This window comes from Thermococcus gorgonarius (genome assembly GCF_002214385.1).
In the GTDB taxonomy this organism is placed as follows: Archaea; Methanobacteriota_B; Thermococci; order Thermococcales; family Thermococcaceae; genus Thermococcus; species Thermococcus gorgonarius.
The window spans coordinates 1,564,916-1,589,888 of sequence record NZ_CP014855.1; the positions used below are offsets into that span (position 1 = coordinate 1,564,916).

The 24,973-nt window shown below is 51.9% G+C and carries 32 protein-coding genes; 24 read left to right on the forward strand and 8 right to left on the reverse strand.

Features of this window, described 5'->3' with window-relative positions; all coding sequences use genetic code 11:
• Window positions 1-3 precede the first annotated feature (3 nt).
• Both A3K92_RS08765 and A3K92_RS08770 read left to right on the forward strand, forming a co-directional pair.
• Complete coding sequence (locus A3K92_RS08765; RefSeq protein WP_394335176.1) at window positions 4-1,293, forward strand: DUF58 domain-containing protein; 1,290 nt, start codon at window positions 4-6, stop codon at window positions 1,291-1,293.
• Window positions 1,290-1,721 (forward strand): hypothetical protein, encoded by a 432-nt coding sequence (locus A3K92_RS08770; RefSeq protein WP_157722453.1) that lies wholly within the window; start codon window positions 1,290-1,292, stop codon window positions 1,719-1,721. Before A3K92_RS08765 ends, A3K92_RS08770 begins: the two co-directional genes overlap by 4 nt.
• On the opposite strand, the gene A3K92_RS08775 is transcribed toward A3K92_RS08770, so the two are convergent.
• On the reverse strand, window positions 1,718-2,545 hold the full coding sequence (locus tag A3K92_RS08775) for a carbohydrate kinase family protein (RefSeq protein ID WP_088885892.1): 828 nt from the start codon (window positions 2,543-2,545) through the stop codon (window positions 1,718-1,720). The genes A3K92_RS08770 and A3K92_RS08775 overlap by 4 nt on opposite strands.
• A gap of 142 nt (window positions 2,546-2,687) precedes the next feature.
• On the opposite strand from A3K92_RS08775, the gene A3K92_RS08780 reads away from it, so the two are divergent.
• Complete coding sequence (locus tag A3K92_RS08780; protein ID WP_088885893.1) at window positions 2,688-4,187, forward strand: carboxypeptidase M32; 1,500 nt, start codon at window positions 2,688-2,690, stop codon at window positions 4,185-4,187.
• 2 nt (window positions 4,188-4,189) lie between these two features.
• Here the strand turns inward: A3K92_RS08780 and A3K92_RS08785 are convergent, their stop codons facing one another.
• A complete protein-coding gene (locus tag A3K92_RS08785) occupies window positions 4,190-4,462 on the reverse strand; it encodes a DUF5615 family PIN-like protein (RefSeq protein ID WP_157722454.1) in 273 nt (90 codons plus the stop codon).
• A complete protein-coding gene (locus A3K92_RS08790; RefSeq protein ID WP_232460870.1) occupies window positions 4,446-4,673 on the reverse strand; it encodes a DUF433 domain-containing protein in 228 nt (75 codons plus the stop codon). The genes A3K92_RS08785 and A3K92_RS08790 overlap by 17 nt, the downstream gene beginning before the upstream one ends.
• A gap of 95 nt (window positions 4,674-4,768) precedes the next feature.
• On the opposite strand from A3K92_RS08790, the gene A3K92_RS08795 reads away from it, so the two are divergent.
• On the forward strand, window positions 4,769-4,960 hold the full coding sequence (locus A3K92_RS08795; RefSeq protein WP_232460871.1) for an antitoxin VapB family protein: 192 nt from the start codon (window positions 4,769-4,771) through the stop codon (window positions 4,958-4,960).
• 16 nt (window positions 4,961-4,976) lie between these two features.
• Complete coding sequence (locus tag A3K92_RS08800) at window positions 4,977-5,348, forward strand: type II toxin-antitoxin system VapC family toxin (protein ID WP_088885896.1); 372 nt, start codon at window positions 4,977-4,979, stop codon at window positions 5,346-5,348.
• Window positions 5,349-5,354: 6 nt separating this feature from the next.
• Here the strand turns inward: A3K92_RS08800 and A3K92_RS08805 are convergent, their stop codons facing one another.
• Window positions 5,355-5,840, reverse strand: coding sequence for a THUMP domain-containing protein (locus A3K92_RS08805; protein WP_088885897.1), 486 nt, complete (start codon window positions 5,838-5,840; stop codon window positions 5,355-5,357).
• A 62-nt stretch (window positions 5,841-5,902) separates the two neighbouring features.
• Between A3K92_RS08805 and A3K92_RS08810 the strand changes: the two genes are divergently transcribed.
• From A3K92_RS08810 to A3K92_RS08835, 6 genes are all read left to right on the forward strand, one after another.
• Complete coding sequence (locus tag A3K92_RS08810) at window positions 5,903-7,108, forward strand: ATPase (RefSeq protein WP_088885898.1); 1,206 nt, start codon at window positions 5,903-5,905, stop codon at window positions 7,106-7,108.
• A 5-nt stretch (window positions 7,109-7,113) separates the two neighbouring features.
• Entirely contained in the window at window positions 7,114-7,647 is a 534-nt protein-coding gene (locus A3K92_RS08815; RefSeq protein WP_088885899.1) for a metal-dependent hydrolase, read from the forward strand.
• A gap of 63 nt (window positions 7,648-7,710) precedes the next feature.
• Window positions 7,711-8,544: a hypothetical protein gene (locus A3K92_RS08820; protein WP_157722455.1), complete on the forward strand. Its 834-nt coding sequence runs from the start codon at window positions 7,711-7,713 to the stop codon at window positions 8,542-8,544.
• Window positions 8,545-8,609: 65 nt separating this feature from the next.
• The gene (gene trxB, locus A3K92_RS08825; protein WP_088885901.1) at window positions 8,610-9,602 is read left to right on the forward strand and encodes a thioredoxin-disulfide reductase; all 993 of its coding nucleotides are present in this window, start codon (window positions 8,610-8,612) and stop codon (window positions 9,600-9,602) included.
• A 162-nt stretch (window positions 9,603-9,764) separates the two neighbouring features.
• Window positions 9,765-11,102 (forward strand): ornithine aminotransferase, encoded by a 1,338-nt coding sequence (locus A3K92_RS08830; protein WP_088885902.1) that lies wholly within the window; start codon window positions 9,765-9,767, stop codon window positions 11,100-11,102.
• Window positions 11,103-11,182: 80 nt separating this feature from the next.
• Window positions 11,183-11,779, forward strand: a complete 597-nt coding sequence (locus A3K92_RS08835; protein WP_157722456.1) for a hypothetical protein — start codon at window positions 11,183-11,185, stop codon at window positions 11,777-11,779.
• Here A3K92_RS08835 and A3K92_RS08840 read toward each other — a convergent pair.
• Window positions 11,776-12,072 carry a family 4B encapsulin nanocompartment shell protein gene (locus A3K92_RS08840; protein WP_394335177.1) on the reverse strand — a complete coding sequence of 99 codons (297 nt, stop codon included), beginning with the start codon at window positions 12,070-12,072 and terminating at the stop codon, window positions 11,776-11,778. The genes A3K92_RS08835 and A3K92_RS08840 overlap by 4 nt on opposite strands.
• A complete protein-coding gene (gene deoC / locus A3K92_RS08845; RefSeq protein ID WP_088885905.1) occupies window positions 12,065-12,739 on the reverse strand; it encodes a deoxyribose-phosphate aldolase in 675 nt (224 codons plus the stop codon). Before deoC ends, A3K92_RS08840 begins: the two co-directional genes overlap by 8 nt.
• A 117-nt stretch (window positions 12,740-12,856) precedes the next feature.
• On the opposite strand from deoC, the gene A3K92_RS08850 reads away from it, so the two are divergent.
• The 3 genes from A3K92_RS08850 to A3K92_RS08860 all read left to right on the forward strand — a co-directional run bounded on the left by A3K92_RS08850 (window position 12,857) and on the right by A3K92_RS08860 (window position 15,102).
• Complete coding sequence (locus A3K92_RS08850; RefSeq protein WP_088885906.1) at window positions 12,857-13,576, forward strand: ThiF family adenylyltransferase; 720 nt, start codon at window positions 12,857-12,859, stop codon at window positions 13,574-13,576.
• A gap of 34 nt (window positions 13,577-13,610) precedes the next feature.
• Window positions 13,611-14,063, forward strand: coding sequence for a molybdenum cofactor biosynthesis protein MoaE (locus tag A3K92_RS08855; RefSeq protein ID WP_088885907.1), 453 nt, complete (start codon window positions 13,611-13,613; stop codon window positions 14,061-14,063).
• 94 nt (window positions 14,064-14,157) lie between these two features.
• Window positions 14,158-15,102, forward strand: a complete 945-nt coding sequence (locus A3K92_RS08860; protein WP_088885908.1) for an SPASM domain-containing protein — start codon at window positions 14,158-14,160, stop codon at window positions 15,100-15,102.
• On the opposite strand, the gene A3K92_RS08865 is transcribed toward A3K92_RS08860, so the two are convergent.
• Window positions 15,103-16,029: an Lrp/AsnC family transcriptional regulator gene (locus A3K92_RS08865; protein ID WP_088885909.1), complete on the reverse strand. Its 927-nt coding sequence runs from the start codon at window positions 16,027-16,029 to the stop codon at window positions 15,103-15,105.
• 55 nt (window positions 16,030-16,084) lie between these two features.
• On the opposite strand from A3K92_RS08865, the gene A3K92_RS08870 reads away from it, so the two are divergent.
• From A3K92_RS08870 to A3K92_RS08905, 8 genes are all read left to right on the forward strand, one after another.
• On the forward strand, window positions 16,085-16,573 hold the full coding sequence (locus A3K92_RS08870; RefSeq protein ID WP_088885910.1) for an adenosine-specific kinase: 489 nt from the start codon (window positions 16,085-16,087) through the stop codon (window positions 16,571-16,573).
• A gap of 46 nt (window positions 16,574-16,619) precedes the next feature.
• Window positions 16,620-17,174 (forward strand): XTP/dITP diphosphatase, encoded by a 555-nt coding sequence (locus A3K92_RS08875; protein ID WP_088885911.1) that lies wholly within the window; start codon window positions 16,620-16,622, stop codon window positions 17,172-17,174.
• A 63-nt stretch (window positions 17,175-17,237) separates the two neighbouring features.
• Window positions 17,238-17,690, forward strand: a complete 453-nt coding sequence (locus A3K92_RS08880) for an Lrp/AsnC family transcriptional regulator (protein WP_088885912.1) — start codon at window positions 17,238-17,240, stop codon at window positions 17,688-17,690.
• A 142-nt stretch (window positions 17,691-17,832) separates the two neighbouring features.
• Window positions 17,833-18,006 carry a zinc finger domain-containing protein gene (locus A3K92_RS08885; RefSeq protein WP_198361975.1) on the forward strand — a complete coding sequence of 58 codons (174 nt, stop codon included), beginning with the start codon at window positions 17,833-17,835 and terminating at the stop codon, window positions 18,004-18,006.
• Between the two features lie 18 nt (window positions 18,007-18,024).
• Window positions 18,025-18,300 carry an elongation factor 1-beta gene (locus tag A3K92_RS08890; protein WP_088885914.1) on the forward strand — a complete coding sequence of 92 codons (276 nt, stop codon included), beginning with the start codon at window positions 18,025-18,027 and terminating at the stop codon, window positions 18,298-18,300.
• 60 nt (window positions 18,301-18,360) lie between these two features.
• Window positions 18,361-19,335, forward strand: coding sequence for an ATP-binding cassette domain-containing protein (locus A3K92_RS08895; RefSeq protein WP_088885915.1), 975 nt, complete (start codon window positions 18,361-18,363; stop codon window positions 19,333-19,335).
• A gap of 1 nt (window position 19,336) precedes the next feature.
• On the forward strand, window positions 19,337-20,140 hold the full coding sequence (locus A3K92_RS08900) for an ABC transporter permease (RefSeq protein WP_088885916.1): 804 nt from the start codon (window positions 19,337-19,339) through the stop codon (window positions 20,138-20,140).
• Window positions 20,127-20,948, forward strand: coding sequence for an ABC transporter permease (locus A3K92_RS08905; RefSeq protein ID WP_088885917.1), 822 nt, complete (start codon window positions 20,127-20,129; stop codon window positions 20,946-20,948). Before A3K92_RS08900 ends, A3K92_RS08905 begins: the two co-directional genes overlap by 14 nt.
• On the opposite strand, the gene A3K92_RS08910 is transcribed toward A3K92_RS08905, so the two are convergent.
• Window positions 20,945-21,970, reverse strand: a complete 1,026-nt coding sequence (locus tag A3K92_RS08910) for a tetratricopeptide repeat protein (protein ID WP_088885918.1) — start codon at window positions 21,968-21,970, stop codon at window positions 20,945-20,947. The two genes, A3K92_RS08905 and A3K92_RS08910, sit on opposite strands and share 4 nt — an antisense overlap.
• Window positions 21,971-22,140: 170 nt before the next feature.
• Here A3K92_RS08910 and thsB point away from each other — a divergent pair, with 170 nt between their 5' ends.
• Together thsB and A3K92_RS08920 are read left to right on the forward strand one after the other, a co-directional pair.
• On the forward strand, window positions 22,141-23,781 hold the full coding sequence (thsB, locus tag A3K92_RS08915) for a thermosome subunit beta (RefSeq protein WP_088885919.1): 1,641 nt from the start codon (window positions 22,141-22,143) through the stop codon (window positions 23,779-23,781).
• 124 nt (window positions 23,782-23,905) lie between these two features.
• Entirely contained in the window at window positions 23,906-24,973 is a 1,068-nt protein-coding gene (locus tag A3K92_RS08920; RefSeq protein ID WP_088885920.1) for a DUF1464 family protein, read from the forward strand.

The following is a 24,973-nucleotide window of genomic DNA, read 5'->3' on the forward strand; positions in this document are numbered from 1 at the left end:
GCCTTGCAGCGCATTCCAATCCTCCCGACGTTTGGAGGTTCCAGGGTAGAAGGCCCAAAAAAAGTAGGAATACTAACAGAGGAAGGACAGGAAACTCTGCTCGCGCTATGGGTGATAATAATAATCTCCTTCCTTTTTCTTAAGTGGGAAGCGGTCTACTTGGCGATCCCAGTGCTTTGGGCATTTTTTATTGCGGGATTTTTCTTCAAACCCTCGCTGGACGTTGAGGTAGCCAGGGTTGTTGCCCACAACCGCTTTATAGAGGGGCAGGAAGCGGAGATAACCCTGAAGATAAAGGCGCGGGAGAGGATATCAAGTCTAAAGGTGATAGATGTTGTCCCCCATGGGCTGGAAATTACGGATGGAAGCCCCGAGGCTGTGATTTCTCTCAAAAAAGGGGAGGAAAAATTGATAAGGTACAGGGTAAGGGTAAAAAGGGGTATTCACGTTTTTAGTGGGGTTATACTGGCTTACAGAGATCCATTTTCGTTCTTTAAGCTAGAAAAGGAGATAGAACACTATACCGAAATAGTAGGAGTTCCCATGATAGAGGAAGTGCCAACACCCTATTCGACCAAGGGAACAAAGATAACCGTAGGCCACCTTCCCAGCCCAAGGGTCGGTGAGGGAGTAGAATTCCATGCAATAAGGGAGTACCAGCCCGGGGATCCACTCAAGATAATCAACTGGAAGGCAACCGCAAGAATGGGAAAGATAATGTCAAACGAGTACGAGAGCGAAAGAAAAGTGGACGTGATCTTCATAATAGACGGAGCAAAAAAAGGTGAAGCCGTTTTGGACTACAGCATAAGGGCGGCTGCTTCCCTCATGCTCAACAGCCTGAAGGAAGGCACCAGCTTCGGCCTGGTTCTGGCCGAGAGCGTGCCCCTGTGGGTAAGAATCGACTATGGTAAAAGGCACTTCTTCAAGTGCATAGACTTTCTCAGCACCATGAAACCGGATGAGAACAATATGATAGCCTATCAGATAGAGTACCTTGCCAGATCGCGCTTCCCGGCCAGGGCCCAGCTCGTATACATCTCACCACTCCTCACGGAAGAAAGCAGAAAAGCCCTTGAGATTATGTCGAAGTACGGCTACAGGGTGGTGGTAATAAGCCCCGACCCCTACACCACAGTTGAACCAAAAACCAGGGAAGAGGAGCTTGCATTGAAGATCCTCAGCCTCCAGAGGAAGGCCCATCTAAAGAAGATGAGAAGTTACGGGATAATCATAGACTGGGACGTCAGAAAACCCCTGAAAGCCGCTATTGCGGAGGTGCTGAAACCATGAAACCAAGACGTTTGAATAGAAAAATGTACTCCCTTCTGCCCCTGGCCTTTCTCCTCATTGCACTCTTACCCTTTGGAGTGGAAGGAGTAATAATAGCGATGCTGGCTGCACTTGGAGTGTTCTGGTATCTGCCGGGAATGCTGAACTTAGTGCTCGTAGGCGTTTTCCTGATCCATAAGAACGTAGATCCACTGTACAGCCTGATAGTCTTTTCTCTTGCCTTCCTGGTGCCGATAACGGGAAAGCTCGATAGGGAAAGGGCCCCGCTTGGGGACTACTTAACAGTGTCGAGCATCGTGCTCCTTTCAGTCCCAACTTACTTTCTCATTAAGGCAATATCAGCGTTACTCGGTGGATTTGACGTCACGATTCTGGCGACAGTTCTCCTCGCGGTGGTCTACTTTTTTGCCAAGTCCATCTCCACCTAAACACTCCAGCTCCCCTTCTTCTTCAAAACATTTCTCGCCCTTTCCAGGCCGAGTTTCACGCATTCCTCCAGTGAAAGACCCCTTGAGTATCCAGCCAGGAAGCCACCGGCGAAGGCATCCCCCGCCCCGGTTGGGTCTATCTCGCCTTCAACGGGCAATGCGGGAAACTCGTGGAAGTCACCGTCATAGATAAGAACACCCTTCTCGCCCCTAGTGACGACGACTAACTCTACCCCCCACGAGTAAAGTTGTTCTGCAGATTTTCTGACGTCTTTCAGCCCTGTTATTAGCATTGCCTCCCTCTCATTCGGAAAGATTATCTCGCTCCTCTCAACGAGCTCCCTCACGAGTTCGGGCCTTCTTTTATAGTCCTCGTAATAGGTGGGGTTAAAGTCGAGGCTTATTCTCTTCCCCTCAAGCCTTTTCAGGGCCTTCAGCTGTTCTTCTGGAGGAATCGGCGCTATGTGGAAGAATTTTGCCTCCATGTATTCCTCGGGAATCGGGGTTTCCCCCATCCTCTCTGCCACCCCAATCTCAACAGGGGCATCAACGCTCCCGTCCTCGTGATAGATCATGTAAATGTGCATCGTTTTGCCCGGGAGAACGTGAACGCCCCTCACGTCCAGGATTGAGGCCAGCTTTTCAAGCCACTCCCCTGGAAAGTCCTCCCCCACCTTAGTAACCAGTCCTACCTTTGCTCCTGCCAGAGCGGCGGAAGTGGCAACGGCCGCCGCGGCACCTCCAGGGAGTATTAGCTCGGGTTTTCCGGGCATGCGTATGTGATCTATTGAAACGTGACCGAGCACAACTAGGTCAAACCTCATGTGCACCACCTTGATAGTTTTTAGGGCGTATGACCCATCCTTTAAGCAGTTTCCGGTGGGGGTAATCGGTTTTTACTCGCACGTTTAGATGAATATCGAAAAGGTTTAAAAGATTCCCGCCCAAAAATTTTCGGTGATTAGTATGGAGTCGGTTTTCCAGAATGAAACGATAAAGGAAATTCTGTCGAGGTACAGGCGCATCTGGGCTATTGGCCACGCCCAGAGCGTCCTCGGCTGGGACATGGAGGTCAACATGCCCAGGGAGGGCATCCTTGAGAGGAGCGTTGCCCAGGGCGAGTTAAGCGTCCTCAGCCAGGAGTTCCTCCTCAAGCCGGAGTTTGTAGAGCTCGTTGAGAAGGCCAAGGGGATTGAAGACCTCAACGAGTACGAGCGCGGTGTGGTTAGAGTCCTCGACCGCTCGATAAGGATAAGCAAGTCCTTCCCGCCGGAGTTCCTCAGGGAGATGAGCGAGGTTACGAGCCAGGCCACCAAGGCCTGGGAAGAGGCCAAGAAGAGCAACGATTACTCCAAGTTCGAGCCCTGGCTCGACAAAATTATTGATCTGGCAAAGCGCGCCGCTGAGTACCTCGGCTATGAAAACGAGCCCTACGACGCTTTGCTCGACCTCTTCGAGGAGGGCCTCACTACCAAAGAAGTCGAGAAAATGTTCGAGAAGCTTGAGAAGGAGCTCAAGCCGCTCCTTGAGAAGATAATGGAAGAGGGCAAAGTTCCGAGGGAGCACCCGCTTGAGAAGGAGAAGTACGAGAGGGAGCAGATGGAGAGGGTGAACATCTGGATACTCGAGAGGTTCGGCTTCCCGCTCGGCGTTCGCGCGAGGCTCGACGTTTCCGCTCACCCGTTCACAACAGAGTTTGGCATTCGCGACGTCAGGATAACGACCAGATACGAAGGCTACGACTTCAGGAGAACTATCCTCAGCACGGTCCACGAGTTCGGGCATGCTCTCTACGAGCTCCAGCAGGACGAGAGGTTCATGTTCAGCCCGATTGCTGGTGGAGTAAGCCTCGGAATCCACGAGAGCCAGAGCAGATTCTGGGAGAACATTATTGGCAGGTCGAGGGAGTTCGCTGGACTAATCTACCCCGTCCTGAAGGAGAACCTGCCCTTCATGGGCAACTACACACCTGAGGATGTCTACCTCTACTTCAACATGGTTCGCCCGGACTTCATCAGGACCGAATCAGATGTGGTAACCTACAACTTCCACATACTCCTCCGCTTCAAGCTCGAGAGGATGATGCTCAACGAGGGCGTTAAGGCGAAGGATCTCCCTGAGCTCTGGAACGAGGAGATGGAGCGTCTCTTGGGCATAAGGCCGAAGACCTACACTGAGGGAATCCTCCAGGACATCCACTGGGCTCACGGAACGATAGGCTACTTCCCGACCTACAGCATCGGAACCCTCCTCGCGGCCCAGTTCTATTACCACATCAAGCGCGACATCCCGGACTTCGAGGAGAAGGTAGCTAAAGCCGAGTTCGAGCCGATAAAGGCCTGGCTCCGCGAGAGGGTCCACAGGTACGGCTCCATCTACCCGCCGAAGGAGCTCCTCAAGAAGGCCATCGGCGAGGAGCTGAACCCGGACTACTTCGTCCGCTGGGTGAAGGAGAGGTATCTGTGATTTCACATCTTCCCTATTCTTATTCTGTCTTCGTGGACGCTCACGATCTTCCCTTGAAAGTCTATATCCTTCGAAAGAAGAGCTTTGAGGTTTTTGTAAATGTATTCAACGTTTTTGGGAGGGAACCTCAGGAGTATTAAGCCTGGGAGCTTGAGGCCTTCAACGAAAAGTATGGTTCCAAAATCTCTGTCGAACGTTATTAGAATCCGTCCCTCGTTGTTTGCCAGTCTTTTAACAACCCCGTAGGGGACGTTTTCATCAGCCAAAAACCCCAACGTACTGCTCCTCCTTCAATATCATGCTCGCATACCTGATCGCGGCGAGTATGTCCTCCCTCGTTAGCTGGGGATAGTTTTCCAGGATATCTTCGAAGCTCCACCCGTTGGCCAGGAGCTCCAGTATGAAGTAAACTGGTATCCTTGTGCCTTTAATAACGGGTTTTCCTCCCATCTTTCTTGGGTTGATCTCAATTCTCTCCATGCTCATCACATACTACTCCGTTAATCCTCTTAAAGAAATTTTCGGGGACAAGGGATACTGCTTAAATTATGATGCATGCATTCAGTGTATTGGCGGTGCGAATGGTTAAAACCATCACAATCTCCGATGACGTTTACAAAGAGATACTCCGCATCAAGGGGGATAAGTCCTTCAGCGAGCTTCTTAGAGAGCTTTTAAGGGAAATAAAGGGCAACGCCGATGCCCTGCGACATATCGCTGGAATCCTAAACGAGGATGAGTATGAAGGGGCCAAAAAAGAATCAAAGGGCTAGAGGAGGCGTTTGACGAATGGGGGCAGTCCTTAATACGAACATGATAATCGAAATAGCCAGGGGTAACGAGGACGTGCTCAACGCTGTCCTGGGGTTTGACAAAACCTTCTACGTGACTTCCATAACGCGCTTTGAACTTCTGGTTGGTCTCCCAAGGAAAGATGACCTGATATGGCTGGACTCCCTCATTGAGCTTCCATTTGAGGGAAAATCCGCTGAGATTGCGGCTTACCTTCACAGAAAGCTGAGGGAAAAGGGAGCCCCGATGGGATTGAGGGACCTCTTCATCGGTGCCGTCTGCCTTGCCAACGATCTGCCTCTGATAACACTCGACAGTGATTTTGAGGCTTTGAGGGATTTTGGTCTCACCGTGAGGTTGATCAGGTAATCAATCTCAATCCTTAACTTCGAACTTCAGAATCTCGTCCTTCCTCAGAACCCCAACCCCTGCTTTCTTCCCAATGACTTCAACGACTACCACCCAGTCCGGGTTTGACAGGTTAACTTCCAACCCGTGCTCTTTCACGATCCTGGAACCTACGATCCTCTCGATCTCCTTCTCACCGAGCTTTTTGTTCCCCCTCACTTTCGCCCTTACCGCAAAGGTCCCGGTTTTCCCTTCCATGAGCTCAATGGCCTTCTTCTCAATCTCCTCAAGTCTAGCGGGCAGGAGACAGTCAAGGGGGATAACCCTCTGGAGTGCCTGCGTTTCGAAGGAGAGAAGCCTTTTTATTGCTTCATCCTTACTCAACGGTGTCTCGGCTATGAGAACTCCCCTCCAGTCCGTTCCCTTGGCATGAACCTTTCCGAGGGCCCATTCCAGTTCGAGTATCCCGTCTCCCTCCCTTCCAGGGGGACACGTTATAACCAAAACCACCATCCTGGCTCACCAGTGGACAAACTTTTATATTTACCAAATGCAAACTAAACAGGGTGATTTAAATGGAGAACACGGAACTTAAAGTTTATCCCGTTCAGACGTATGAAATATACGGTTTATCCAAGAATCCCTTCGAACAGCTGGCAAGCGAGGGTATCGAGGAAGTCGAGGCCATTCACGTTTACCAGGAGGTCGACATGAGGCTCTCGATGATTCTCTCGGAGGTTATCGGCAACAAAAGCTCCATAGCCCTCAGCATAGTGGGGCCCCTCGGAATGGGAAAGACCCAGAGGTTGAAAAGCATAGCCAAAGCGATAGAGCGTGAGGGAGGCAAAGCGATATACGTTAAGGTTGATACCAACGACATTTTAAAGCTCACGCGCGACATCTTCTACGCCCTGAAACCACCGAGGAGCAGGACAAACATATTTCTTGAAAACCTGAGCAGGAAACTGGGCTTTATAGACAGGCTGGAGAAAATGCTGAGCGATCCAAAGGAGTACAAGAGCAGGGACATAGCTGAACTTCTCGTCGAGCAGCTCAGGAAGTACCCCTACTCGGCCCTTCTTCTGGATGAGCTCGAAAACATGCAGGGAGCCAGGGAACAGGAGAAGATACAGTTCTTCGAGATGCTCAGGCACGTGATAAGCACCATGCCTCCTGGTTGTATAGTTGCCTTTGCCTCAGTCCCTGAAGCTTACGAAGAGTACACGAAAATATTTCCGGCATTCTTCATGCGCCTCCACTATGAGTTCAAGCTGAGGCCAATGAGCGTCGAAGAAACCTTTGAGCTCGTAAAGAAGAGGCTCAACAGGGTAAGGATAAAGGACACCGACAACCCGCTGTACCCGTTTACAGACGAGGCCGTCAGACTGATCCACGATCTGGCAAAGGGCAACCCCAGACAGATTTTAAGGCTGCTCCACTACGTTCTGAGTGAGGCAGCGAAGAGGGCCTTTGACCCCATAGATGAGCTTGTCGTGACCACAATACTGGAAGAACCCAAGAGCCTGGAGGAGTACATTAGAAGGGTTCCAAAGGACTACCGCGATCTGATAGAGGCCATAGTTTACAAGTTCAACGGCGGGCCGGTCAGCTACATCACCCTGGCCAAAGAGCTCAAAAAACCCGCAAACCAGGTTTACGAGGCCCTCAACAAGCTAGTCACCATAGGGTTCCTCGTGGGCGATCCTGGGGGGAACTACAAGGTTCCTTACTACGTTAGAAAATTCTTGGAGGCGGAAGATGCTGAGAAGAAAACAGGGTGACCCTGATGCCCAACTACGACGCCCACGTGCTCTCTGGGATAGTCACCTATCCGCTCGCCGTGGCCCTCGCGGGAATACTCAAGGAGTACGCAGGGATCCCCTTTGAGCTCAGTTCGATTGCCCTCATCCTCGGTTACGCACTCTACGTCCTCGGGGCTGATCTGCCGGACATGGACCACCCGAACGCGCTGCTCCACAGGGGGACGAAGCCCATAGTGGCAGTCGCGGTAGGGAGCGCCGTTTACCTCCAGGCCCTTCACAGGTTCAGCTTTACTGAGGAATGGCTCAACCAGACGGCCGCATGGAGCGTTGGAGTTGTGGGGGCACTGATCGGCTGGTTTGGCTTCACCTGGATCATGCCACGGCACAGAGGGATAGTCCACTCCCTCCTCTTTGCGTTCATCTACGGCGTCCTAGCTTTCCTCTTAGTGGAGTACGGACTTGGAATGAGTACCGGCGAGGGCCTCTACGTGGGCTTCGCGGCCTTCAGCGGCTACATGCTCCACCTGCTCCTCGACAGGGAGATTTCACTCATATGAGGAAAATCCTTTTATTCCTCCTTTCGTAGTAAACCCGGTGATTCAATGGATCCCGGGGCGGTGATGTTCCTGCTTTTCATTGCCGCAATCGTCGGCATGATTCTCATAGCCATAAAAGGGGAGGAATCCGCCAGGGCGAGATGCCGCAGGTTTTCAGAGTCCGTAACGGTGGAAGGAACCGTTCTGAAGTTTCCACTGAAAACCAAACTCAGTAAAGGAAGGTTCGTCCTCAGGGGAGAATGGAGGGGTTCGAATAACAGGTACTACCACATAGAGAGGAGCTTCGAAGCCCTGGAAAAACTCAGCGCGGATGAGATAGAGCTCACCCCGGAGCCGTTCTCAGTGGAGGTGAAAAAGAACGACGATGCCCTCGTGGAGCTCCCCGCGTATATTGTCGAGGAGGGAGAGTTCAAGAACGCGGTGATAGTCCCCATTATCCCCTCGTACTCGGTTGAGATTGAGAAGGATACCCTCGAAGCGTCCAGAGACATGGAGTTCGCCCACCTGAGAGTGGAAGTCCTCGAAAGCGGCCTTTACGGGAAGCTCTACGTGAACGTTAGCAAATGCAGGGGCGCCAGGGTGGAGTCCGAAAAGAATCGGCTCCACACCGGGGAGAAACTCGTCGAGGTTGAGGGGAGCGGTGAAGCAGAACTCAGAAGGGAGTTCTGGACGAAGCCGCTAATCTTGATAATGGACAGGAACCACTCCGACCCGAGGAAGCTCCGGGATGTCTTTGGGAAAAAGGAAATACTGGAGGGACACGGGGAGTATCTCATCAGACTGACTCTGGACGTTCCATTCTCAAAGGACGAGCACGACACGGCAAGGGTAACTGTCTCGCCGGGGAGAAAGGCTCCTGCAGAATTTAAGGAACCGGAGGTAAAGGTCGTGGTCTGATTATCCACATCAGGGCAATAATGCTTTTAAATAAGCCACGTTAGAAAAGCCCGGAGGTGAGAGAGATGTTCAGCCTCGGAGGATTTTCACGCAGTGGTGAGTACGAGAACAAGACCTGGGACGTGCTCATCATAGGAGCGGGGCCGGCGGGCTTCACGGCGGCGATATACGCGGCCCGCTACGGTCTGGAGACCCTCATCATCAGCAAAGACCTCGGTGGAAACATGGCCCTAACGGACCTCATCGAGAACTACCCGGGCTTTCCGGAGGGAATAAGCGGTTCAGAGCTGGCCAACAGGATGCACGAGCACGTCAAAAAGCTGGGCGTTGATATAGTGTTCGACGAAGTCGTCAGAATAGACCCGGCCGAATGTGCCTACTACGAAGGCCCGTGCAAGTTCACGGTAAAAACCGCCAACGGAAAGGAGTACAAGGGCAGAACGATAATCATAGCCGTTGGAGCTGCACCGAGAAAGCTCAACGTTCCAGGAGAAGAGGAGTTCACAGGAAGAGGCGTCTCCTACTGCGCCACCTGCGACGGCCCGCTCTTCAAGGGCAAGAAGGTTATAGTTGTCGGCGGTGGAAACACGGCACTTCAGGAGGCCCTCTATCTGAAGAGCATAGGCGTTGACGTCACCCTCGTCCACAGGCGCGACAAGTTCAGGGCCGACAAGATACTCCAGGACAGGTTCAAGGAGAGCGGAATTCCGGCAATACTAAACACCGTCGTGACGGAGATAAAAGGAACCAACAAGGTCGAAGCCGTTAGGCTGAAAAACGTCAAGACGGGCGAGGAAACCGAGATGAAGGTGGATGGCGTCTTCATCTTCATCGGCTACGAGCCTAAAACCGATTTCGTCAAGCACCTCGGCATAACCGACGAGTACGGCTACATCCCGGTGGACATGCACATGCGCACGAAGGTTCCGGGCATCTTTGCCGCTGGGGATATCACCAACGTCTTCAAGCAGATAGCGGTTGCAGTCGGTCAGGGAGCGATAGCCGCTAATTCAGCCAAGGAGTTCCTTGAGGAGTGGAAGGAGAAGAGCGGGGAGTAAATTCTCACCCTCCATCGTTCTTCCTTCTCGGCACTTCTTGCCCTCCACGTCTCCTTAGTTGAGGATTTTCCGGGTTCTCCCGAAAAATCTTCGGTCAAAAATGTTCATCGATGAACACAGACTTATATAGGAAAAAGCTCGACTTCCTCACGGTGATTAATCATGGTGATTAGACCAAGTGTTAAAGAACTCCCCGGGCCCAAGGCCAAGGAAGTCATAGAGAGGAACTTCAAATACCTCGCAATGACAACCCAGGACCCTGAGAACCTGCCGATAGTCATCGAGCGCGGCGAGGGGATAAGGGTCTACGACGTTGACGGGAACGTCTTCTACGACTTCGCGAGTGGCGTTGGAGTTATAAACGTCGGCCACTCCCACCCGAGGGTCATTGAGGCCATAAAGAAGCAGGTCGAGAAGTTCACCCACTACTCTCTGACCGACTTCTTCTACGAGAACGCCATCATCTTGGCCGAAAAGCTAATTGAGCTTGCTCCCGGCGACATGGAGAGGAAAGTTGTTTACGGCAACAGCGGTGCCGAGGCGAACGAAGCTGCCATGAAGCTCGTCAAATACGGAACCGGAAGGAAGCAGTTCTTGGCTTTCTACCACGCCTTCCACGGAAGGACGCAGGCTGTTCTCAGCCTCACGGCCAGCAAGTGGGTTCAGCAAGACAGGTTCTTCCCGACGATGCCGGGAGTTACCCACATCCCGTATCCAAACCCCTACAGGAACACCTGGGGAATCGACGGCTACGAAGAGCCCGATGAACTGACCAACCGCGTTCTCGACTTCATAGAGGAGTACGTCTTCAGGCACGTCCCGCCGCACGAGATTGGAGCGATATTCTTCGAGCCGATACAGGGTGAAGGCGGCTACGTCGTTCCGCCGAAGGGCTTCTTCAAGGCCCTCAAGAAGTTCGCCGACGAATACGGCATTCTCTTGGCGGACGACGAGGTTCAGATGGGTATTGGAAGGACCGGTAAGTTCTGGGCCATCGAGCACTTTGGAGTAGAGCCGGACCTCATCCAGTTTGGAAAGGCCATCGGTGGCGGCCTTCCGCTCGCTGGAGTTATCCACAGGGCCGACATAACATTCGACAAGCCCGGAAGGCACGCGACCACCTTCGGCGGCAACCCGGTCGCTATAGCAGCTGGAATAGAGGTCGTCGAAATAGTCAAGGAGCTCCTTCCACACGTCCAGGAGGTCGGCGACTACCTCCACAAGTACCTCGAGGAGTTCAAGGAGAAGTATGAAGTCATCGGCGATGCCCGCGGCCTCGGACTTGCCCAGGCCGTCGAGATAGTCAAGAGCAAGGACACCAAGGAGAAGTACCCAGAACTGAGAGACAGGATCGTCAAGGAGTCGGCGAAGCGCGGACTGGTGCTCCTCGGCTGTGGAGACAACAGTATTCGCTTCATCCCGCCGCTCATCGTCACCAAGGAAGAGATTGACGTGGCCATGGAGATCTTCGAGGAGGCCCTCAAAGCAGCCCTCCAGTGATCTCTCTTCAATTTTCTTTGATTTTGATTTTAGGATGGAAAAGAATTTTAAAGTCCAAAGTCCAAAGAACCGCGATAACAATGAACGGGAATGCCGTTGGGCTTATCATCCTGGCTAGCATCGTTGGCTATCTCTACTATGTGATCCACAATAGGAAGAATTTCAACACATCCCAGGGCAATCTTTTGCTCATCCTGACTGCTTCGTTTCTTCTGGGTTTACTCTCAAACGGATTCCAAAAGAACATCGATGGGTACGTATACGGCCTTTCACCCGTTTACACTGGACTGCTGTTTACGGCCCTCTCCTTCGGAGAAATCGGGGGGATTATGGCCGGTATAGGTGCCGGTGTTGCCGAATATTTCAAATCCAGCGATTCAATAGTCTTTGAGATTTTCTTCGTTGCGTACGTGGCTGGAGGTTTTCTGGCGGGTAGAATAGCCAGGGGAGATTCCTCCTTTTCAACCCTCATACTGGGTTCAGTCATCGGTGCCTTGGCTATAATGGCCATACATTACGCCTACCTGCTCCCCGTGAGGGGACTAAAAATCGGGGAGGCATACGTACAAACGTCCCCCTTACTTGCCTCCGTCACAACGGGGGTCATCCTGGGGACGGGGCTAGCGGCACTGTTTAAAAAATGGGATAAATGGCCAGAACCAATAGGGAAAATCTAAAGTTCCCGTATTTCCTCCCATAAGTTCTCTTCCACCATCAGGGGCTCAATCGAAATTCTCTTCGATGCCCTCCTGATCTGACCGAGGTACCTAGAGTCAGCCACAACTGCATCGTACTCGAGCTCGCTGATAACGTAGACCGAAAGACCAACGACATCAAGTACCTCCGAGGCATTCTGGGCAAACTGAGGACCAGCTAAGAGAATATCTGGGGAGAGACCTTCCTCCTTAAGTTCCTGAATGGCGTTTTCAATTATCTCCAATATTTGTTCTTTGAGTTCCAAATCACTCACCCCTTGCTCCCTTTACGATGCTGACCCCACTGGAAGTGCCAATTCTGTTGGCTCCTGCCTGTATCATTGCCAAAGCCTGTTCGTAGGTTCTTATGCCTCCCGCGGCCTTAACACCCATCTCAGGCCCGACTACCATTCTCATGAGCCTGACGTCTTCAACTGTAGCCCCACCGGTTCCAAAACCGGTTGATGTTTTTACAAAATCTGCCCCAGCTTCTTTTGCCAGCTCACAGGCCTTGATTTTCTCCTCCTCCGTCAGATAGCACGTCTCTATAATGACCTTGACCTTAACCCCCTTCCCATGGGCCACTTTAACGACTTCCTCAATGTCCTTCCTGACGTAGTCGTAATCCCCATCCTTCAACGCGCCAATGTTTATCACCATGTCGAGCTCGTCCGCACCATCCTCGATGGCTTTCTTTGCCTCGAAAACCTTAACTTCAGTTGGGGTCGCCCCAAGAGGGAAGCCTATGACGCTTGCCACCTTAACATCGGCGTTTTTCTCTCGAAGGTACTCCTTGGCAAGCTTAACACGGTAGGGGTTAACGCAGACAGCGTAGAAACCGTACTCTATAGCCTCGTCGCAGAGCCTAATTATGTCCTCCTTGGTAGCGTAGGGCTTGAGGTTGGTATGATCAATATACCTCGCGATTTCCTGCGCTTTCATTTTCAGTCCCCCAGTCAATCTTTAATTTAAGAAGGTATATAGGAATTTCCATCAGGCAACTACTGAAATCGGCAACTTTATGGGACAAGCCAAAATTAGTTACCATGGTGGGATCCCATGCTAAGTGAAAGTGACCTGGAAAGGTATAGCAGGCAGATAATGATATGGGGAACCGAAGGACAGGAAAAACTCAAAAAGTCCACGGTTGCCGTTGCCGGAACCGGAGGCCTTGGATCACCAGTGGCCTTCTACCTAGCGGCGGCAGGTGTGGGAAGGATAATCCTGATTGACTCGGAAAAACCCGAGTTAAGCAATCTCAACAGGCAGATACTGCACTGGGAAGAGGATCTGGGTAAGAATCCAAAACCCCTCTCAGCGGCATGGAAGCTCAGAAGGTTCAACTCATCAATCGAAATTGTCCCAGTGGTAACTAAGGTAACCGAAGAAAACGTCGATGAGATCCTAAAGGACGCGAACATCATAGTCGACTGCTTAGACAGTTTTAAGACAAGGTTCATACTCGATGATTACTCTCAGAGAACTGGAAAGCCCCTCGTTCATGGGGCCGTTGAGAGGACGTACGGCCAAGTAACAACGATAGTTCCAGGAAAAACCATGAGCCTGAGGGAAATCTTTGGAAACGTTAGAGAGAAGAAGGGCAAGTTCCCAATAATCGGAGCAACGGCGGCTTTTATAGGTTCCATTCAAGTAATGGAGGTGCTAAAACTCATAACAGGAGTTGGAGAACCCCTTCTCAACAGGTTATTGATAGTGGATCTAGCCTACAACACCTTTGAGATCGTAAACCTGAAAGATTCCTCGAAGGAGAACCCATAAATATCCAAACAAACAACCCGCACAGGTGTCGAAAATGATGAACGAGAAGGTTGCCGTATTGGAAGAGGCGTTCGACATTAACAAGGCAACCGAAATAGTAGCACACCCCGAAGCCGGAGGATACGTCATTTTCTTGGGAAAGGTAAGAAATCAGAGCCATGGAAGGAAGGTTCTAAAGCTGATATATGAGGTCTACGACGAAATGGCCGTGGAGGAAATGAAGAAAATACGGGAAGAGGCATTGAAAAAATTCAGAATAACTGACATGCTGATATGGCATAGAAAGGGGGAACTGAAAGTTGGAGAGGGTACCATACTGATAGTGGCATCGGCTCCCCACAGAAAAGAGGCCTTTGAAGCCTGCATATGGGCGGTTGACGAGGTAAAGAAAAGAGTCCCCGTATGGAAAAAAGAGATCACCGAAGAAGGGGCTTTCTGGATTGAAGGGGATAAAGCAGTTCCTGTAGAGGATTACTATGGCAAGTAGTTCGCCATTTTTTTATTACTACTTTTAGTTAAATGCAAAATTCGTATAGAAAAAGTATTTATACACGAGCCCCCAACCCATTCTGGTGAAGTTAATGGCTGAAGTAGTAAGAACTTCCCTGGGTATTTCATCAGTGAGTAGAACACCACAGAACGTCACGGTCGGGAAGCCACCATGGAGCAAAAAGGCCCACAGTGGAGATGTAGAGCGGCTGATACTCCATCTTGGAGAAGGAAAGGGAAAGTTCGACGAGGCACACGGAATACCAAGATCAATAGGCTGCATAGGAAACAACAGGTTCTTCCTCCGGAGGGAAAAGCTCAGTGAAGAAGAAATCAGGAACGTTCTTCGGGATTTTAAAGCCCTCAACGGGGAAGAAGTCTGGATAACGAATTACGACAGCCCAAGGGATCTCTCGAAGGTTGCAAAGATAGCGGTCGAAGTTGGGATTCCAGAAGTGAACGTCGTTGTCCTCGAAGAGGATCTAGATGCATACGAAGTTGTTGAAGGAGCCAGAACCATAGTAGAGCTCGAATATGATCCCGATAGAATATTGAAGATCTCTCTAAACCCCCACGTAGACGGACTTCTGGTGATGGTTCCTCAAGAGAAGGTAGATGAAGCCCTGACATTTCTGAACAAGCTCGACGAACCGGGTGACCTTGAAATATACGCGGACTTGCTGTATCCAAAATCGGCACGGTTTTTGAAGTTCAATGTTATTGAGAAAAGAATGAGCGAGAACCCAACAACACAGATGTATCATGATTGTCTGGCAGGGACAATTGCAGTAAGCGCCGACGGATATATAACGCCCTGCCCACTTCTCAGGAATTTCGTTGTGGGAGACGTGAGGAAAGGGGATATAAAGAGGATAAGAAAGAAGAGGAAACTCAAGGAGTTCTGGAAAATGACAAAGGACAAAATAAAGGGATGCTCAGCCTGCCCGTTCAGGTACATATGCCACGACTGTCGTGCCCTTGAATACCAGGCCACGGGAGAGATAGACGGCCTTGAGTACTGTCCGATCCTGCTATAATTAAAAATCGAGTATGCAACGGTACCCCTTTCCATCCTTTCTTACCATCCCTGAAAAGCGCCATTCTCTGTATTTTTCCATTACGGGGTTCAAAACATCGAAATACTCAATACCAAGCTTTTCAACGTACTTGCTGAACTCCATAATTTTCGATGCCAGATCCTCTTTTGAGGAGAAATACCACTCAATAAGATACCATCCATCCCTTGGAGAGAACCCAACCTGTATTTCGTACTCTTTGAACTTTTCAATGACTTCATCGTTAAACTCCCTGGTCAGGCCAAGAACTCCCCTATCGTAGGCCGGGGCATCCACCACAACTATGTACTCAAGTATTATTTTCTCCTTTCTGAGCCTGTCCAGCATGTAGTTCACAGTGGATCGGCTCTTTCCGAGGGCTTTAGCTATCTCCGAAATGGGCCTTCGAGCATCCCACAAGTGAAGATCCATGAGTTGAGCATAGGGATAGCTTAAGTACCAGTCGCCAAAGTTATCGTCGCCTGAGTAGTGTAGATAACTTCTCATCTCGTAGTACTCATAGTCATCGGAGTACTTGGCCAGCAGATCATCAATGAGGTCAACCTGATCCTTGGGGATGTAAAGTATCGCCGAGATACCATTCTTAAAGCCGAACATCGCATTTATGTAAACGATAAAAGGATTCGCCTTCATTCTATCAGCAACTTCAAAGAGATCCTCCTGAGGAACGGAGAGGAAGGCAACAAAACTCCTAAGGCCAAGTTTTTTAATGTCATATATCGGATTAACCGTGAGTTTTGTTCCGTAGTATTTGTCGTAGATACGTTTTAGTCGATAGTAGTCGATACCCTCAAGCTCGGCTATTTTCTTGAGGCTCTCGGTTGGATATTTCTCCAGTATACTTATTAGAAACTCCATTTCAGACTGGGAAAACTCCTCCCCAGGCATGATACTTCACGAAAAGGTTAAATCGGGGGCGGTTATATTTTTATCGGTGGTTGCGATGGTGAAGATAGAAGTCGTGGACATTGAAAAACCTGAGGGAGTCGAGGTCATAATAGGACAGGGAAACTTTTCCATATTCACAGTTGACGATCTTGCTAGGGCTCTTCTCACGGCAGTACCCGGAATAAAATTTGGAATAGCCATGAACGAGGCCAAACCCCAGCTGACTAGATATACTGGCAACGACGAGGAGCTTGAGGAGCTCGCCGCAAAGAACGCCCTCAAAATCGGTGCAGGTCATGTCTTCGTAATTCTGATGAGAAACGCATTCCCGATTAACGTTCTGAACACCGTTAAAAATCATCCAGCCGTTGCGATGGTTTACGGTGCCAGTGAGAATCCCTTCCAGGTCATAGTGGCAGAGACCGAACTGGGAAGAAGCATTCTTGGAGTGGTCGATGGAAAAGCCGCCAACAGAATAGAGACAGAGGAACAGAAGAAGGAGAGAAGAGAACTCGTCGAGAAAATCGGCTACACAATACACTGATGCAAAGCTTTTTAGGTTTCTTCCTTTTCTCCGCTCAGGTGATCTCATGAGGCTGGCCTTTATTACCTCTAACCCGGGCAAAGTAAGGGAAGCAAGGAAATACTTAGAACCGCTTGGAATCGAGGTACACCAGGTGAAGATCAGCTATCCCGAAATCCAAGCGGATACACTCGAGGAAGTAGCCGAGTACGGGGCCAAGTGGATTGCAGAGAGATTTAAGGAACCCTTTTTCCTCGACGATTCGGGTCTCTTCATTAAGGCTCTAAAAGGCTTTCCAGGGGTTTATTCAGCCTACGTTTACAAGACCATTGGGTACCAGGGAATATTAAAGCTTATGAGCGGGGTAAAAAACAGAGAAGCACACTTCAAAAGCGTGATAGCCTACTGGGACGGGGAACTGCATCTCTTCACAGGCGTTGTCGAAGGTTTCATAACTGAAGAGGCCCGTGGAAGCAAAGGGTTTGGCTTCGATCCGATTTTCAGGCCGGAGGGCTTTGAAAAGACTTTTGCCGAAATGACAACGGAGGAAAAGAACAGGATATCACACAGGGGGAGAGCCCTTAAGGCCTTTGCCACCTGGCTAAAAGAAAATCTTAAATAAGAAGAAAACCTCAACCTTATGGTCAATGATTTGAACAAATGACAGCAACGGCAGGGGATAGAGATGAGTGGACATATTGATGAAATAGACCTTCAGCTTCTTGAAGAATTAAGGGAAAATGCCAGAGAGAACATAGCTTCCCTCAGCAAGAAGCTGAAAATACCCAGGACAACAGTACATTACAGGATAAAGAAGCTCGTTGAAGAAGGAATCATAGAGAAGTTCACTATAAAGCCAAATTACAAGAAACTCGACTTGGGGACTACCGCATTTATACTCGCTCGCTATGATCCAGAATCGGGCATAAACCAGAGAGAAGTCGCCAAGATGGTCGCGGCCCTTGATGGAGTGTATGAAGTCCATATAATCACCGGAGAATGGGATCTTCTGATAAAGGTAAGGGCCAAGAACTCGGAAGAAATCGGAAAGATAGTTATTGACAGGCTCAGGGAAATAAAGGGCATTGGCCAAACTGTCACCATGGTCTCCTTCGTGTCGGTAAAAGAAGAAATCTAAGGGGGGCGATGATTGGCGTTCTCCTTTCTGATTTTGGTGATGAAGCGAGGAACAATGAGCCCTTCGAAAGATTTATAAGCGAAACCCGGAAACGGTCTCCAGTGGCTAAAAACCACCTTTCTTGGAGGTGTTCGCAGTGGAGATGAAGTTCGAGATACCCGTATGCACCTCATGCGGAAAGGAGATAACCCCAAGGGAGCACGCCACCCACTTCGTCTGCCCGAACTGTGGTGAGGCGATCATCTGGCGCTGTGAATCCTGCAGAGTCTTGAGCGCTCCCTACAAGTGCCCCAACTGCGGCTGGGAGGGGCCGTGAATTAGGAGGTGAAAGAAAATGGCAGACTACAACATGGTTGCCGTCGTTAAGGTCATGCCGACCGACCCGGATGTAAACCTCGACGAGCTCGAGGCTAAGCTCAAGGAGGCACTTCCCGAGAAGTTCGGCCTTGCCAAGGTCGAGCGCGAGCCCATAGCTTTCGGCCTCGTCGCCCTCAAGTTCTACGTCTTAGCTAAGGACGAGGAGGGCTACGACCTCGACCAGATCCTCGAGGCCTTCAGGCAGGTTGAGAACGTCGAGAGCGCAGAAGTTGAAACTGTTTCAAGGATCTGAGGGCCCTCGCCCTCTTTAAATTCCGAAACCTTTTTCTAATCCCCTTCTGATTGTGACGTGATGCCGGCGATTGAAGTCAATGATTTGCGAAAGAGCTACCCAAAGAAGATACCCCTCCCCTTTAGGCGCGTCGAGTGGGTGGAGGCCCTCAAAGGCGTCTCCTTCAAGGTCAAAAAAGGTGAACTATTCGGCCTCCTCGGCCCTAACGGTGCGGGAAAGACCACGACGATAAAAATCCTCACAACCCTTCTGGAACCGAGCGGGGGGAGCGCGAAGGTTCTCAGCTACGACGTCGTCACCCAGGCGAGGGAAGTCAGGAGAAGAATAAACCTCGTTGCCGAAGGCGAGAGGACACTCTACTGGCGGCTGAGCGCCTACGAAAACCTCCGCTACTTTGCCAGCATCTACTACGTCCCAAAAGACGAGGCCGAGAAGAGGATAAGGGAACTTCTCCAGCTCGTCGGCCTCTGGGAGAGGAGGAACGACTTGGTTATGGGCTTCTCACGCGGAATGAAGCAGAGGTTGGCCATAGCCAAGGCCCTGATAAACGACCCAGATGTTCTCTTTCTGGATGAGCCTACCCTCGGCCTCGACGTCCAGAGTGCCGTATTCGTCAGGGAGTTCGTGGAAAGACTCGTGAGGGAGGAGGGCAAGACGGTTCTCCTGACGACCCACTACATGGCCGAGGCAGAAAGACTCTGCGACAGGATTGCCATAATCGACCACGGAAGGATAATAGCCCTCGACACGCCGGAGAACCTCAAGAAGCTCGTCAGTGAGGGTGAAACGGTGGAGATACGGGTTAAAAACCTGAGACCGGAAAAGGTGAAGGCCGTTGATGAGAGGCTGGCAGTTTCCGAAGAAGATCCTACACGCGGAACCCTCATCCTCAGGGGGAACCTCGACGAGGAAGACCTACCAAAGGTTGTTGAGAAGCTCATAAAAGCAGGGGCAAAGGTTCTATCTGTGGAGAGGGTCGAGCCGACGCTGGAGGACGTGTTCATAAAGCTAACAGGAAGGGCGCTGAGGGATTAAGATGGCCTTCCTGGCTGTCATCGAAAAGGAGTTCAGGATGTTCTTCCGCTACCCGCTCAGGGTTCTGAGCTCAATCTTAGTCGGGATAGTGTTCCTCGTGCAGTTCGTCTACTTCGGAGAGGCAATCCTTGGCGGGAGGTATTCGTCCCTCCTCCAGGCCTCCACCGGGGTCGGTGACTACCCCACCTACGCCCTGATAGGCTACGTCCTCTGGTGGGTCTCGTCCTCACCGCTGGAAGCGTCCGTGTGGGGAATCCGGCGGGAGCTCCAGAGGGGAACGCTGGAGAGCAACGTGGCCTCTCCCATGGGCCTCCAGGAGATGGTGGTCAGCTTGGCCGTGAGCTGGATGCTCATGGACTCCGTGGTTATGGCCGTCGTCTTCCTGGCCGGCGTGGTGACTTTTGGAGTGAACCTCTCCTGGACGGCCCTTCTCAAGGCCCTTCCCGTTATAGGGCTGGCCTTCCTGGCTTTCCTCGGTTCGGGCTTAATCTTTGCTGGCCTCGTGATGGTCCTCAAGAACATAGGGCCCTTTGCCCAGATATTCGAGTTCCTGGTTCTCTTTCTCTCGGGCGTCTTCTTCCCCCTTTCAACGCTCCCGGGCTGGGTCGCCTCGGTCTCAAAGCTAATCCCGCTAACGCACGCCGCCAGTGCGGTCAGAAAGCTGCTCGTCGGGATGTCGTATTCAGCCGTAACCGGCGAGGTCCTGTGGCTCGCCGCATTAACGCCCCTCTACTGGCTCGTGAGCTACGCGGTGTTCAGGTGGGCGGAGAAAACCGCCAGGGTGATGGGCTATGGCGGCTACTGAAGAGCTTAGGGCCCTCATGGGGGTGGCAAGAAAAAACTGGAAGGTCTTCCTGAGCTACAAGCTCTGGTTCATCAGCGACATCCTCATGGGCTTTTTCTTCGCCGGCAACGCCCTCCTCATCGGAATAGGGCTGACAGGCAAAAGGTACTCGGAATCCCTCGCCGAGCTCACCGGCTACTCAGACTACCTCCTCTTCGCTGTCCTCGGCTTCATGGTTCTCGGCTTTGGATTAACCTTCCTCAGCGGGTTCGTCTGGAGCGTGGTTGACGAGCTCTACGCCGGGACCCTTGAGTACTCCTTCGCCTCACCGATGAGGAGGATAACCTTCTTCCTCGGCAACGTCCTCGTCAGGCTCGTCCTCAACGGGGTGTTCCTTCTGGTTTACGTTCCGCTCTTCGTCGTGCTCTTCGACCTGAGAATAGACGCTATCCCGTTCCTCAGAGGGTTGGCCGTTCTCCTCCTTGGGACACCCGGGATGATAGGCCTGGGCCTGGCCGCCGCTGGAATCGTCCTCTACCTTCGCGATCCCGGGCCCTTCGTAAGCATCCTCGAGATGCTCGTCTTTGCCCTCAGCGGGGCGATGTATCCAATCTCCATCCTCCCAAGGCCCCTTCAGGTGATGGCAAAGGTTCTCCCCTACGCTCCGACTACTGAAGCCCTCAGAGAAGCCGTTGTTCATGGGATTTCAGGGGCCAGGGAAGAGATAGCCTACCTTCTGCTGGTTTCCACAGCTTACACTATTTTCGGCTACCTGGTGTACAAATGGAGTGAAAAACAGGCGAGAAAAGTGGGGCTGAAGAGCTACTAAAGCCCGAGGCTAAGGCTCAGCTTGGGCCTCTTCCACTCGTCGAGTATGGCCTTCAGCTCCTCGTTCTCAACCTTTGAGTAAAGCTCGTCGAAGCGCTTCTTGGCCTCCTCGTCGCCGGCCTTCCAGCGGGCAAGCTCGCCTATCGCCCTGAAGAAGTAGGCTGTATCATCCTCGAAGAGCTCGGCGAAGGATTCCATGTTCTTGGCAACGACGTCATAGGCACCCTCATTGAAGAGGCCCTCGATGAAGTCAATGAGCGTGTCGAAGACAACTCCAAACACGTCGTCGCTGACGTTTATCGCCTTAAGCAAAGCCTCGCGAAGGGCTTTGAAGGCCCTGTCATAATCCTCCCTGCCGGCCCAGATTTCCGCCTCGACGAGCTTCGCGTTTATCTCTATCTCATCGTCCCTCGGGTTTCTAAGGACTTCCTTTATGAGGGCCTCGGCAGCCTCGTAGTTACCGAGCTCGTAGTGGAAGTGAGCCAAATCGAGGAGGCTTATCATATGGTTCTTCTCGTCGTTGAGCTTCTCAAATATCTCCCTCGCGCGCTCCATCAGCTCTATTGCCTTCTCGGTTTCCCCAAGCTCGTCGTAGTTCACAGCAAGGTTCGCTAAGGTCAGGGCAATCTCCTTCTCGTTCTTCAGAACCTCTTCCTCGTGTTTCAAAAGCTTTGCATAGACCTCGATTGCCTTGTCTGGCTTTCCAAAGTGCTCGTATGCATCCGCCAGGTAGTAGAGGGCCGTCGCGTACTCCTCGGGGTCGTCTTTCTTAAGCTCAACGAGTCTTTTATAGAGGTCTATTCCACCCTCAACGTCGTCGAGGTGCGCGTAGACGTGGCCAATCTCATGGGCGAGGCCGTAGGGGTCTTCACACTCCAAGACAACCTCTTTGAGCCTCTCGAGTTCCTTCTTAAGCTCCTCCTCGTCCTCAATCGTGTCAATGTAATCGTCAAAGAGTTCGAGCAACTTCTCACAGTCCTTCTTCGCTAAGGCCTTTTCCCACTCGGCTTTTACACCGGTCATCTTCAACCACCGGCCTTCGGTCGAAGGGATGAGTTAAAAATGTATCCTTCTTCATCCTTGAGTCTACCGAAAAATTTATAAATAGTCCAAAAGAATGATAACGCGGAAACACAAATTGTAACTAAAACTCATCCTCCCATAAAAGAAGAAAAGAAAGGAGGTGGGAGGATATGGCCCAGCTCGCAGGCCAGCCAGTTGTTATTCTGCCTGAGGGAACCCAGAGGTACGTCGGAAGGGACGCCCAGAGGCTGAACATTCTGGCCGCAAGGATAATAGCCGAGACAGTGAGAACCACCCTCGGTCCGAAGGGAATGGACAAGATGCTCGTCGACAGCCTTGGTGACATCGTTATCACCAACGACGGTGCAACTATTCTCGACGAGATGGACATCCAGCACCCGGCCGCTAAAATGATGGTTGAGGTTGCCAAGACTCAGGACAAGGAGGCCGGTGACGGTACCACCACCGCCGTCGTCATCGCCGGTGAGCTTCTCAGGAAGGCTGAAGAGTTACTCGACCAGAACATTCACCCGAGCATAATCATCAAGGGTTACGCCCTCGCTGCCGAGAAAGCCCAGGAGATACTTGACAGCATTGCCAAGGACGTTGACGTCGAGGACGTTGAGACCCTCAAGAAGGCCGCCATGACCGCCATCACCGGTAAGGCCGCCGAGGAAGAGAGGGAGTACCTGGCTGAGATTGCCGTTGAGGCCGTCAGGCAGGTCGCCGAGAAGGTCGATGGCAAGTACAAGGTCGACCTCGACAACATCAAGTTTGAGAAGAAGGAGGGCGGTGCCGTCAGCGACACCCAGCTCATCAAGGGTGTTGTCATCGACAAGGAGGTCGTCCACCCAGGCATGCCAAAGAGGGTTGAGAACGCCAAGATAGCCCTCATCAACGAGGCCCTTGAGGTCAAGGAGACTGAAACAGATGCCGAGATCAGGATTACCAGCCCAGAGCAGCTTCAGGCCTTCCTCGAGCAGGAGGAGAGGATGCTCAAGGAGATGGTCGACAAGATCAAGGAGGTCGGTGCCAACGTTGTCTTCGTCCAGAAGGGTATTGACGACCTCGCCCAGCACTACCTGGCTAAGTACGGCATAATGGCAGTCAGGAGAGTCAAGAAGAGCGACATGGAGAAGCTCGCCAAGGCCACCGGAGCAAAGATTGTCACCAACATCCGCGACCTCACTCCAGAGGACCTCGGTGAGGCCGAGCTCGTCGAGCAGAGGAAAGTGGCTGGAGAGAACATGATCTTCGTCGAGGGCTGCAAGAACCCGAAGGCCGTAACCATACTCATCCGCGGCGGCACCGAGCACGTCGTTGACGAGGTCGAGAGGGCCCTTGAGGACGCCGTCAAGGTCGTCAAGGACATCATCGAGGACGGCAAGATCGTTGCAGCAGGTGGTGCTCCGGAGATCGAGCTCGCCATCAGGCTCGACGAGTACGCCAAGGAGGTCGGTGGAAAGGAGCAGCTCGCCATCGAGGCCTTCGCCGAGGCCCTGAAGGTAATCCCGAGGACCCTCGCCGAGAACGCCGGTCTCGACCCGATCGAGACCCTCGTTAAGGTCATCGCCGCCCACAAGGAGAAGGGACCGACCATCGGTGTCGACGTCTTCGAGGGCGAGCCGGCAGACATGATGGAGCGCGGCGTCATCGCGCCGGTCAGGGTTCCGAAGCAGGCCATCAAGAGCGCCAGCGAGGCAGCCATAATGATCCTCAGAATCGACGACGTCATCGCCGCCAGCAAGCTCGAGAAGGACAAGGAGGGCGGCAAGGGTGGAAGTGAGGACTTCAGCAGCGACCTCGACTGAAGGCTTTAGCCTCTGATTCTTTCTCCTTTAGCTCATTCTCTTCTCGCAGTATTGTATCTCGACCTAATTCTTCGCCTGCGGCAAATTTTATATCCCACCTTCCTCACTTCTCCCGGTGAGCAAAATGAGGGTTATAGGCGTTGATCCGGGCACGAAGAGCTTCGACGTCATAGGGCTTGAAGACGGGAAGATAAAGCTCGACCTGACTTTTCCGAGTGAAGTGGTGGCCCAGGAGCCAGGGAAAATCGTGAAGGCGATAGAAGAGTTCAACGCGGACCTCATAATCGGCCCCTCGGGCTATGGAGTTCCCTTAAAGCACATAAGCGAGCTGACTGAAAGAGACCGCTTCGAGATGACCTTAGTGAGAGAGGACGAGCTGAAGGAGATACCCGTCCTCATAGGCCTCCAGAAGATGGTATCGGAGATGGCTGAAAAGGGAATGAACGTCTGGTTCATACCGGGCGTCATCCACCTCCCAACCGTCCCCGAGTGGAGGAAGTACAACAAGATCGACATGGGAACCGCTGACAAGATGGCCATAACCGTCCTCGGGATCTACGACCAGGCAGAGAGGCTCGGAATCGAGTATAAAGACGTCTCCTTTGTCCTCCTGGAGGTCGGCTTCGGATACAACTACGCCGGAGCGGTTAAGGGCGGGAAGATAGTGGATGGAATAGGCGGCACTGTTTTCCCTGGCCCGGCATATGTGAACAGCGGCGCCCTCGATGGCGAGGTCGCTTACCTTCTAAGGGAGATCAAGAAGTGGCACCTGTTCTGGGGCGGTGCAACTGTTATAGCGGCCAACGAAATCCTCCCGCCCGAGGAATTTGCCAAGAGACTTGACGAAGAACCCTTCGCCAAGGCCTGGGAGGCCATGAAGAACGGCTTCCTAAAGGCTGTCGCGAGTGAACTGGCCGTTGTGAAGGAAGCGAAGGAGATAATCCTATCCGGAAGGCTAATGCGCATAGACGAGCTCAGAAAGGACGTTGAGAACCTCTTTGAGGAGCACTTCGGCCTTCCGGTGGTGAGGCAGAGGGGCCTCGAGGGCATGGCAAAGGAGGCCGCCCAGGGGAGCGCTATAATAGCGGACGGCCTTGCCGGCGGGCAGTTTAAGGAACTCGTCGAGCACGTCGAGATAAAGAAGAGCCGCGGTAGCGTTCTCGACTACGTTAAGTTACCGCTGGAGGTTTAA

What these genes read in the sequence shown, in the direction of transcription:
- A3K92_RS08770 (WP_157722453.1), top strand. Translation starts at nt 1,290, where the DNA reads ATGAAACCAAGACGTTTGAATAGAAAAATGTACTCCCTTCTGCCCCTG.
- A3K92_RS08775 (WP_088885892.1), bottom strand. Translation starts at nt 2,545, where the DNA reads ATGAGGTTTGACCTAGTTGTGCTCGGTCACGTTTCAATAGATCACATA.
- A3K92_RS08780 (WP_088885893.1), top strand. Translation starts at nt 2,688, where the DNA reads ATGGAGTCGGTTTTCCAGAATGAAACGATAAAGGAAATTCTGTCGAGG.
- A3K92_RS08790 (WP_232460870.1), bottom strand. Translation starts at nt 4,673, where the DNA reads ATGAGCATGGAGAGAATTGAGATCAACCCAAGAAAGATGGGAGGAAAA.
- A3K92_RS08795 (WP_232460871.1), top strand. Translation starts at nt 4,769, where the DNA reads ATGGTTAAAACCATCACAATCTCCGATGACGTTTACAAAGAGATACTC.
- A3K92_RS08800 (WP_088885896.1), top strand. Translation starts at nt 4,977, where the DNA reads ATGGGGGCAGTCCTTAATACGAACATGATAATCGAAATAGCCAGGGGT.
- A3K92_RS08805 (WP_088885897.1), bottom strand. Translation starts at nt 5,840, where the DNA reads ATGGTGGTTTTGGTTATAACGTGTCCCCCTGGAAGGGAGGGAGACGGG.
- A3K92_RS08810 (WP_088885898.1), top strand. Translation starts at nt 5,903, where the DNA reads ATGGAGAACACGGAACTTAAAGTTTATCCCGTTCAGACGTATGAAATA.
- A3K92_RS08815 (WP_088885899.1), top strand. Translation starts at nt 7,114, where the DNA reads ATGCCCAACTACGACGCCCACGTGCTCTCTGGGATAGTCACCTATCCG.
- A3K92_RS08820 (WP_157722455.1), top strand. Translation starts at nt 7,711, where the DNA reads ATGTTCCTGCTTTTCATTGCCGCAATCGTCGGCATGATTCTCATAGCC.
- trxB (WP_088885901.1), top strand. Translation starts at nt 8,610, where the DNA reads ATGTTCAGCCTCGGAGGATTTTCACGCAGTGGTGAGTACGAGAACAAG.
- A3K92_RS08830 (WP_088885902.1), top strand. Translation starts at nt 9,765, where the DNA reads ATGGTGATTAGACCAAGTGTTAAAGAACTCCCCGGGCCCAAGGCCAAG.
- A3K92_RS08835 (WP_157722456.1), top strand. Translation starts at nt 11,183, where the DNA reads ATGAACGGGAATGCCGTTGGGCTTATCATCCTGGCTAGCATCGTTGGC.
- deoC (WP_088885905.1), bottom strand. Translation starts at nt 12,739, where the DNA reads ATGAAAGCGCAGGAAATCGCGAGGTATATTGATCATACCAACCTCAAG.
- A3K92_RS08850 (WP_088885906.1), top strand. Translation starts at nt 12,857, where the DNA reads ATGCTAAGTGAAAGTGACCTGGAAAGGTATAGCAGGCAGATAATGATA.
- A3K92_RS08855 (WP_088885907.1), top strand. Translation starts at nt 13,611, where the DNA reads ATGATGAACGAGAAGGTTGCCGTATTGGAAGAGGCGTTCGACATTAAC.
- A3K92_RS08860 (WP_088885908.1), top strand. Translation starts at nt 14,158, where the DNA reads ATGGCTGAAGTAGTAAGAACTTCCCTGGGTATTTCATCAGTGAGTAGA.
- A3K92_RS08865 (WP_088885909.1), bottom strand. Translation starts at nt 16,029, where the DNA reads ATGCCTGGGGAGGAGTTTTCCCAGTCTGAAATGGAGTTTCTAATAAGT.
- A3K92_RS08870 (WP_088885910.1), top strand. Translation starts at nt 16,085, where the DNA reads ATGGTGAAGATAGAAGTCGTGGACATTGAAAAACCTGAGGGAGTCGAG.
- A3K92_RS08875 (WP_088885911.1), top strand. Translation starts at nt 16,620, where the DNA reads ATGAGGCTGGCCTTTATTACCTCTAACCCGGGCAAAGTAAGGGAAGCA.
- A3K92_RS08880 (WP_088885912.1), top strand. Translation starts at nt 17,238, where the DNA reads ATGAGTGGACATATTGATGAAATAGACCTTCAGCTTCTTGAAGAATTA.
- A3K92_RS08885 (WP_198361975.1), top strand. Translation starts at nt 17,833, where the DNA reads ATGAAGTTCGAGATACCCGTATGCACCTCATGCGGAAAGGAGATAACC.
- A3K92_RS08890 (WP_088885914.1), top strand. Translation starts at nt 18,025, where the DNA reads ATGGCAGACTACAACATGGTTGCCGTCGTTAAGGTCATGCCGACCGAC.
- A3K92_RS08895 (WP_088885915.1), top strand. Translation starts at nt 18,361, where the DNA reads ATGCCGGCGATTGAAGTCAATGATTTGCGAAAGAGCTACCCAAAGAAG.
- A3K92_RS08900 (WP_088885916.1), top strand. Translation starts at nt 19,337, where the DNA reads ATGGCCTTCCTGGCTGTCATCGAAAAGGAGTTCAGGATGTTCTTCCGC.
- A3K92_RS08905 (WP_088885917.1), top strand. Translation starts at nt 20,127, where the DNA reads ATGGCGGCTACTGAAGAGCTTAGGGCCCTCATGGGGGTGGCAAGAAAA.
- A3K92_RS08910 (WP_088885918.1), bottom strand. Translation starts at nt 21,970, where the DNA reads ATGACCGGTGTAAAAGCCGAGTGGGAAAAGGCCTTAGCGAAGAAGGAC.
- thsB (WP_088885919.1), top strand. Translation starts at nt 22,141, where the DNA reads ATGGCCCAGCTCGCAGGCCAGCCAGTTGTTATTCTGCCTGAGGGAACC.
- A3K92_RS08920 (WP_088885920.1), top strand. Translation starts at nt 23,906, where the DNA reads ATGAGGGTTATAGGCGTTGATCCGGGCACGAAGAGCTTCGACGTCATA.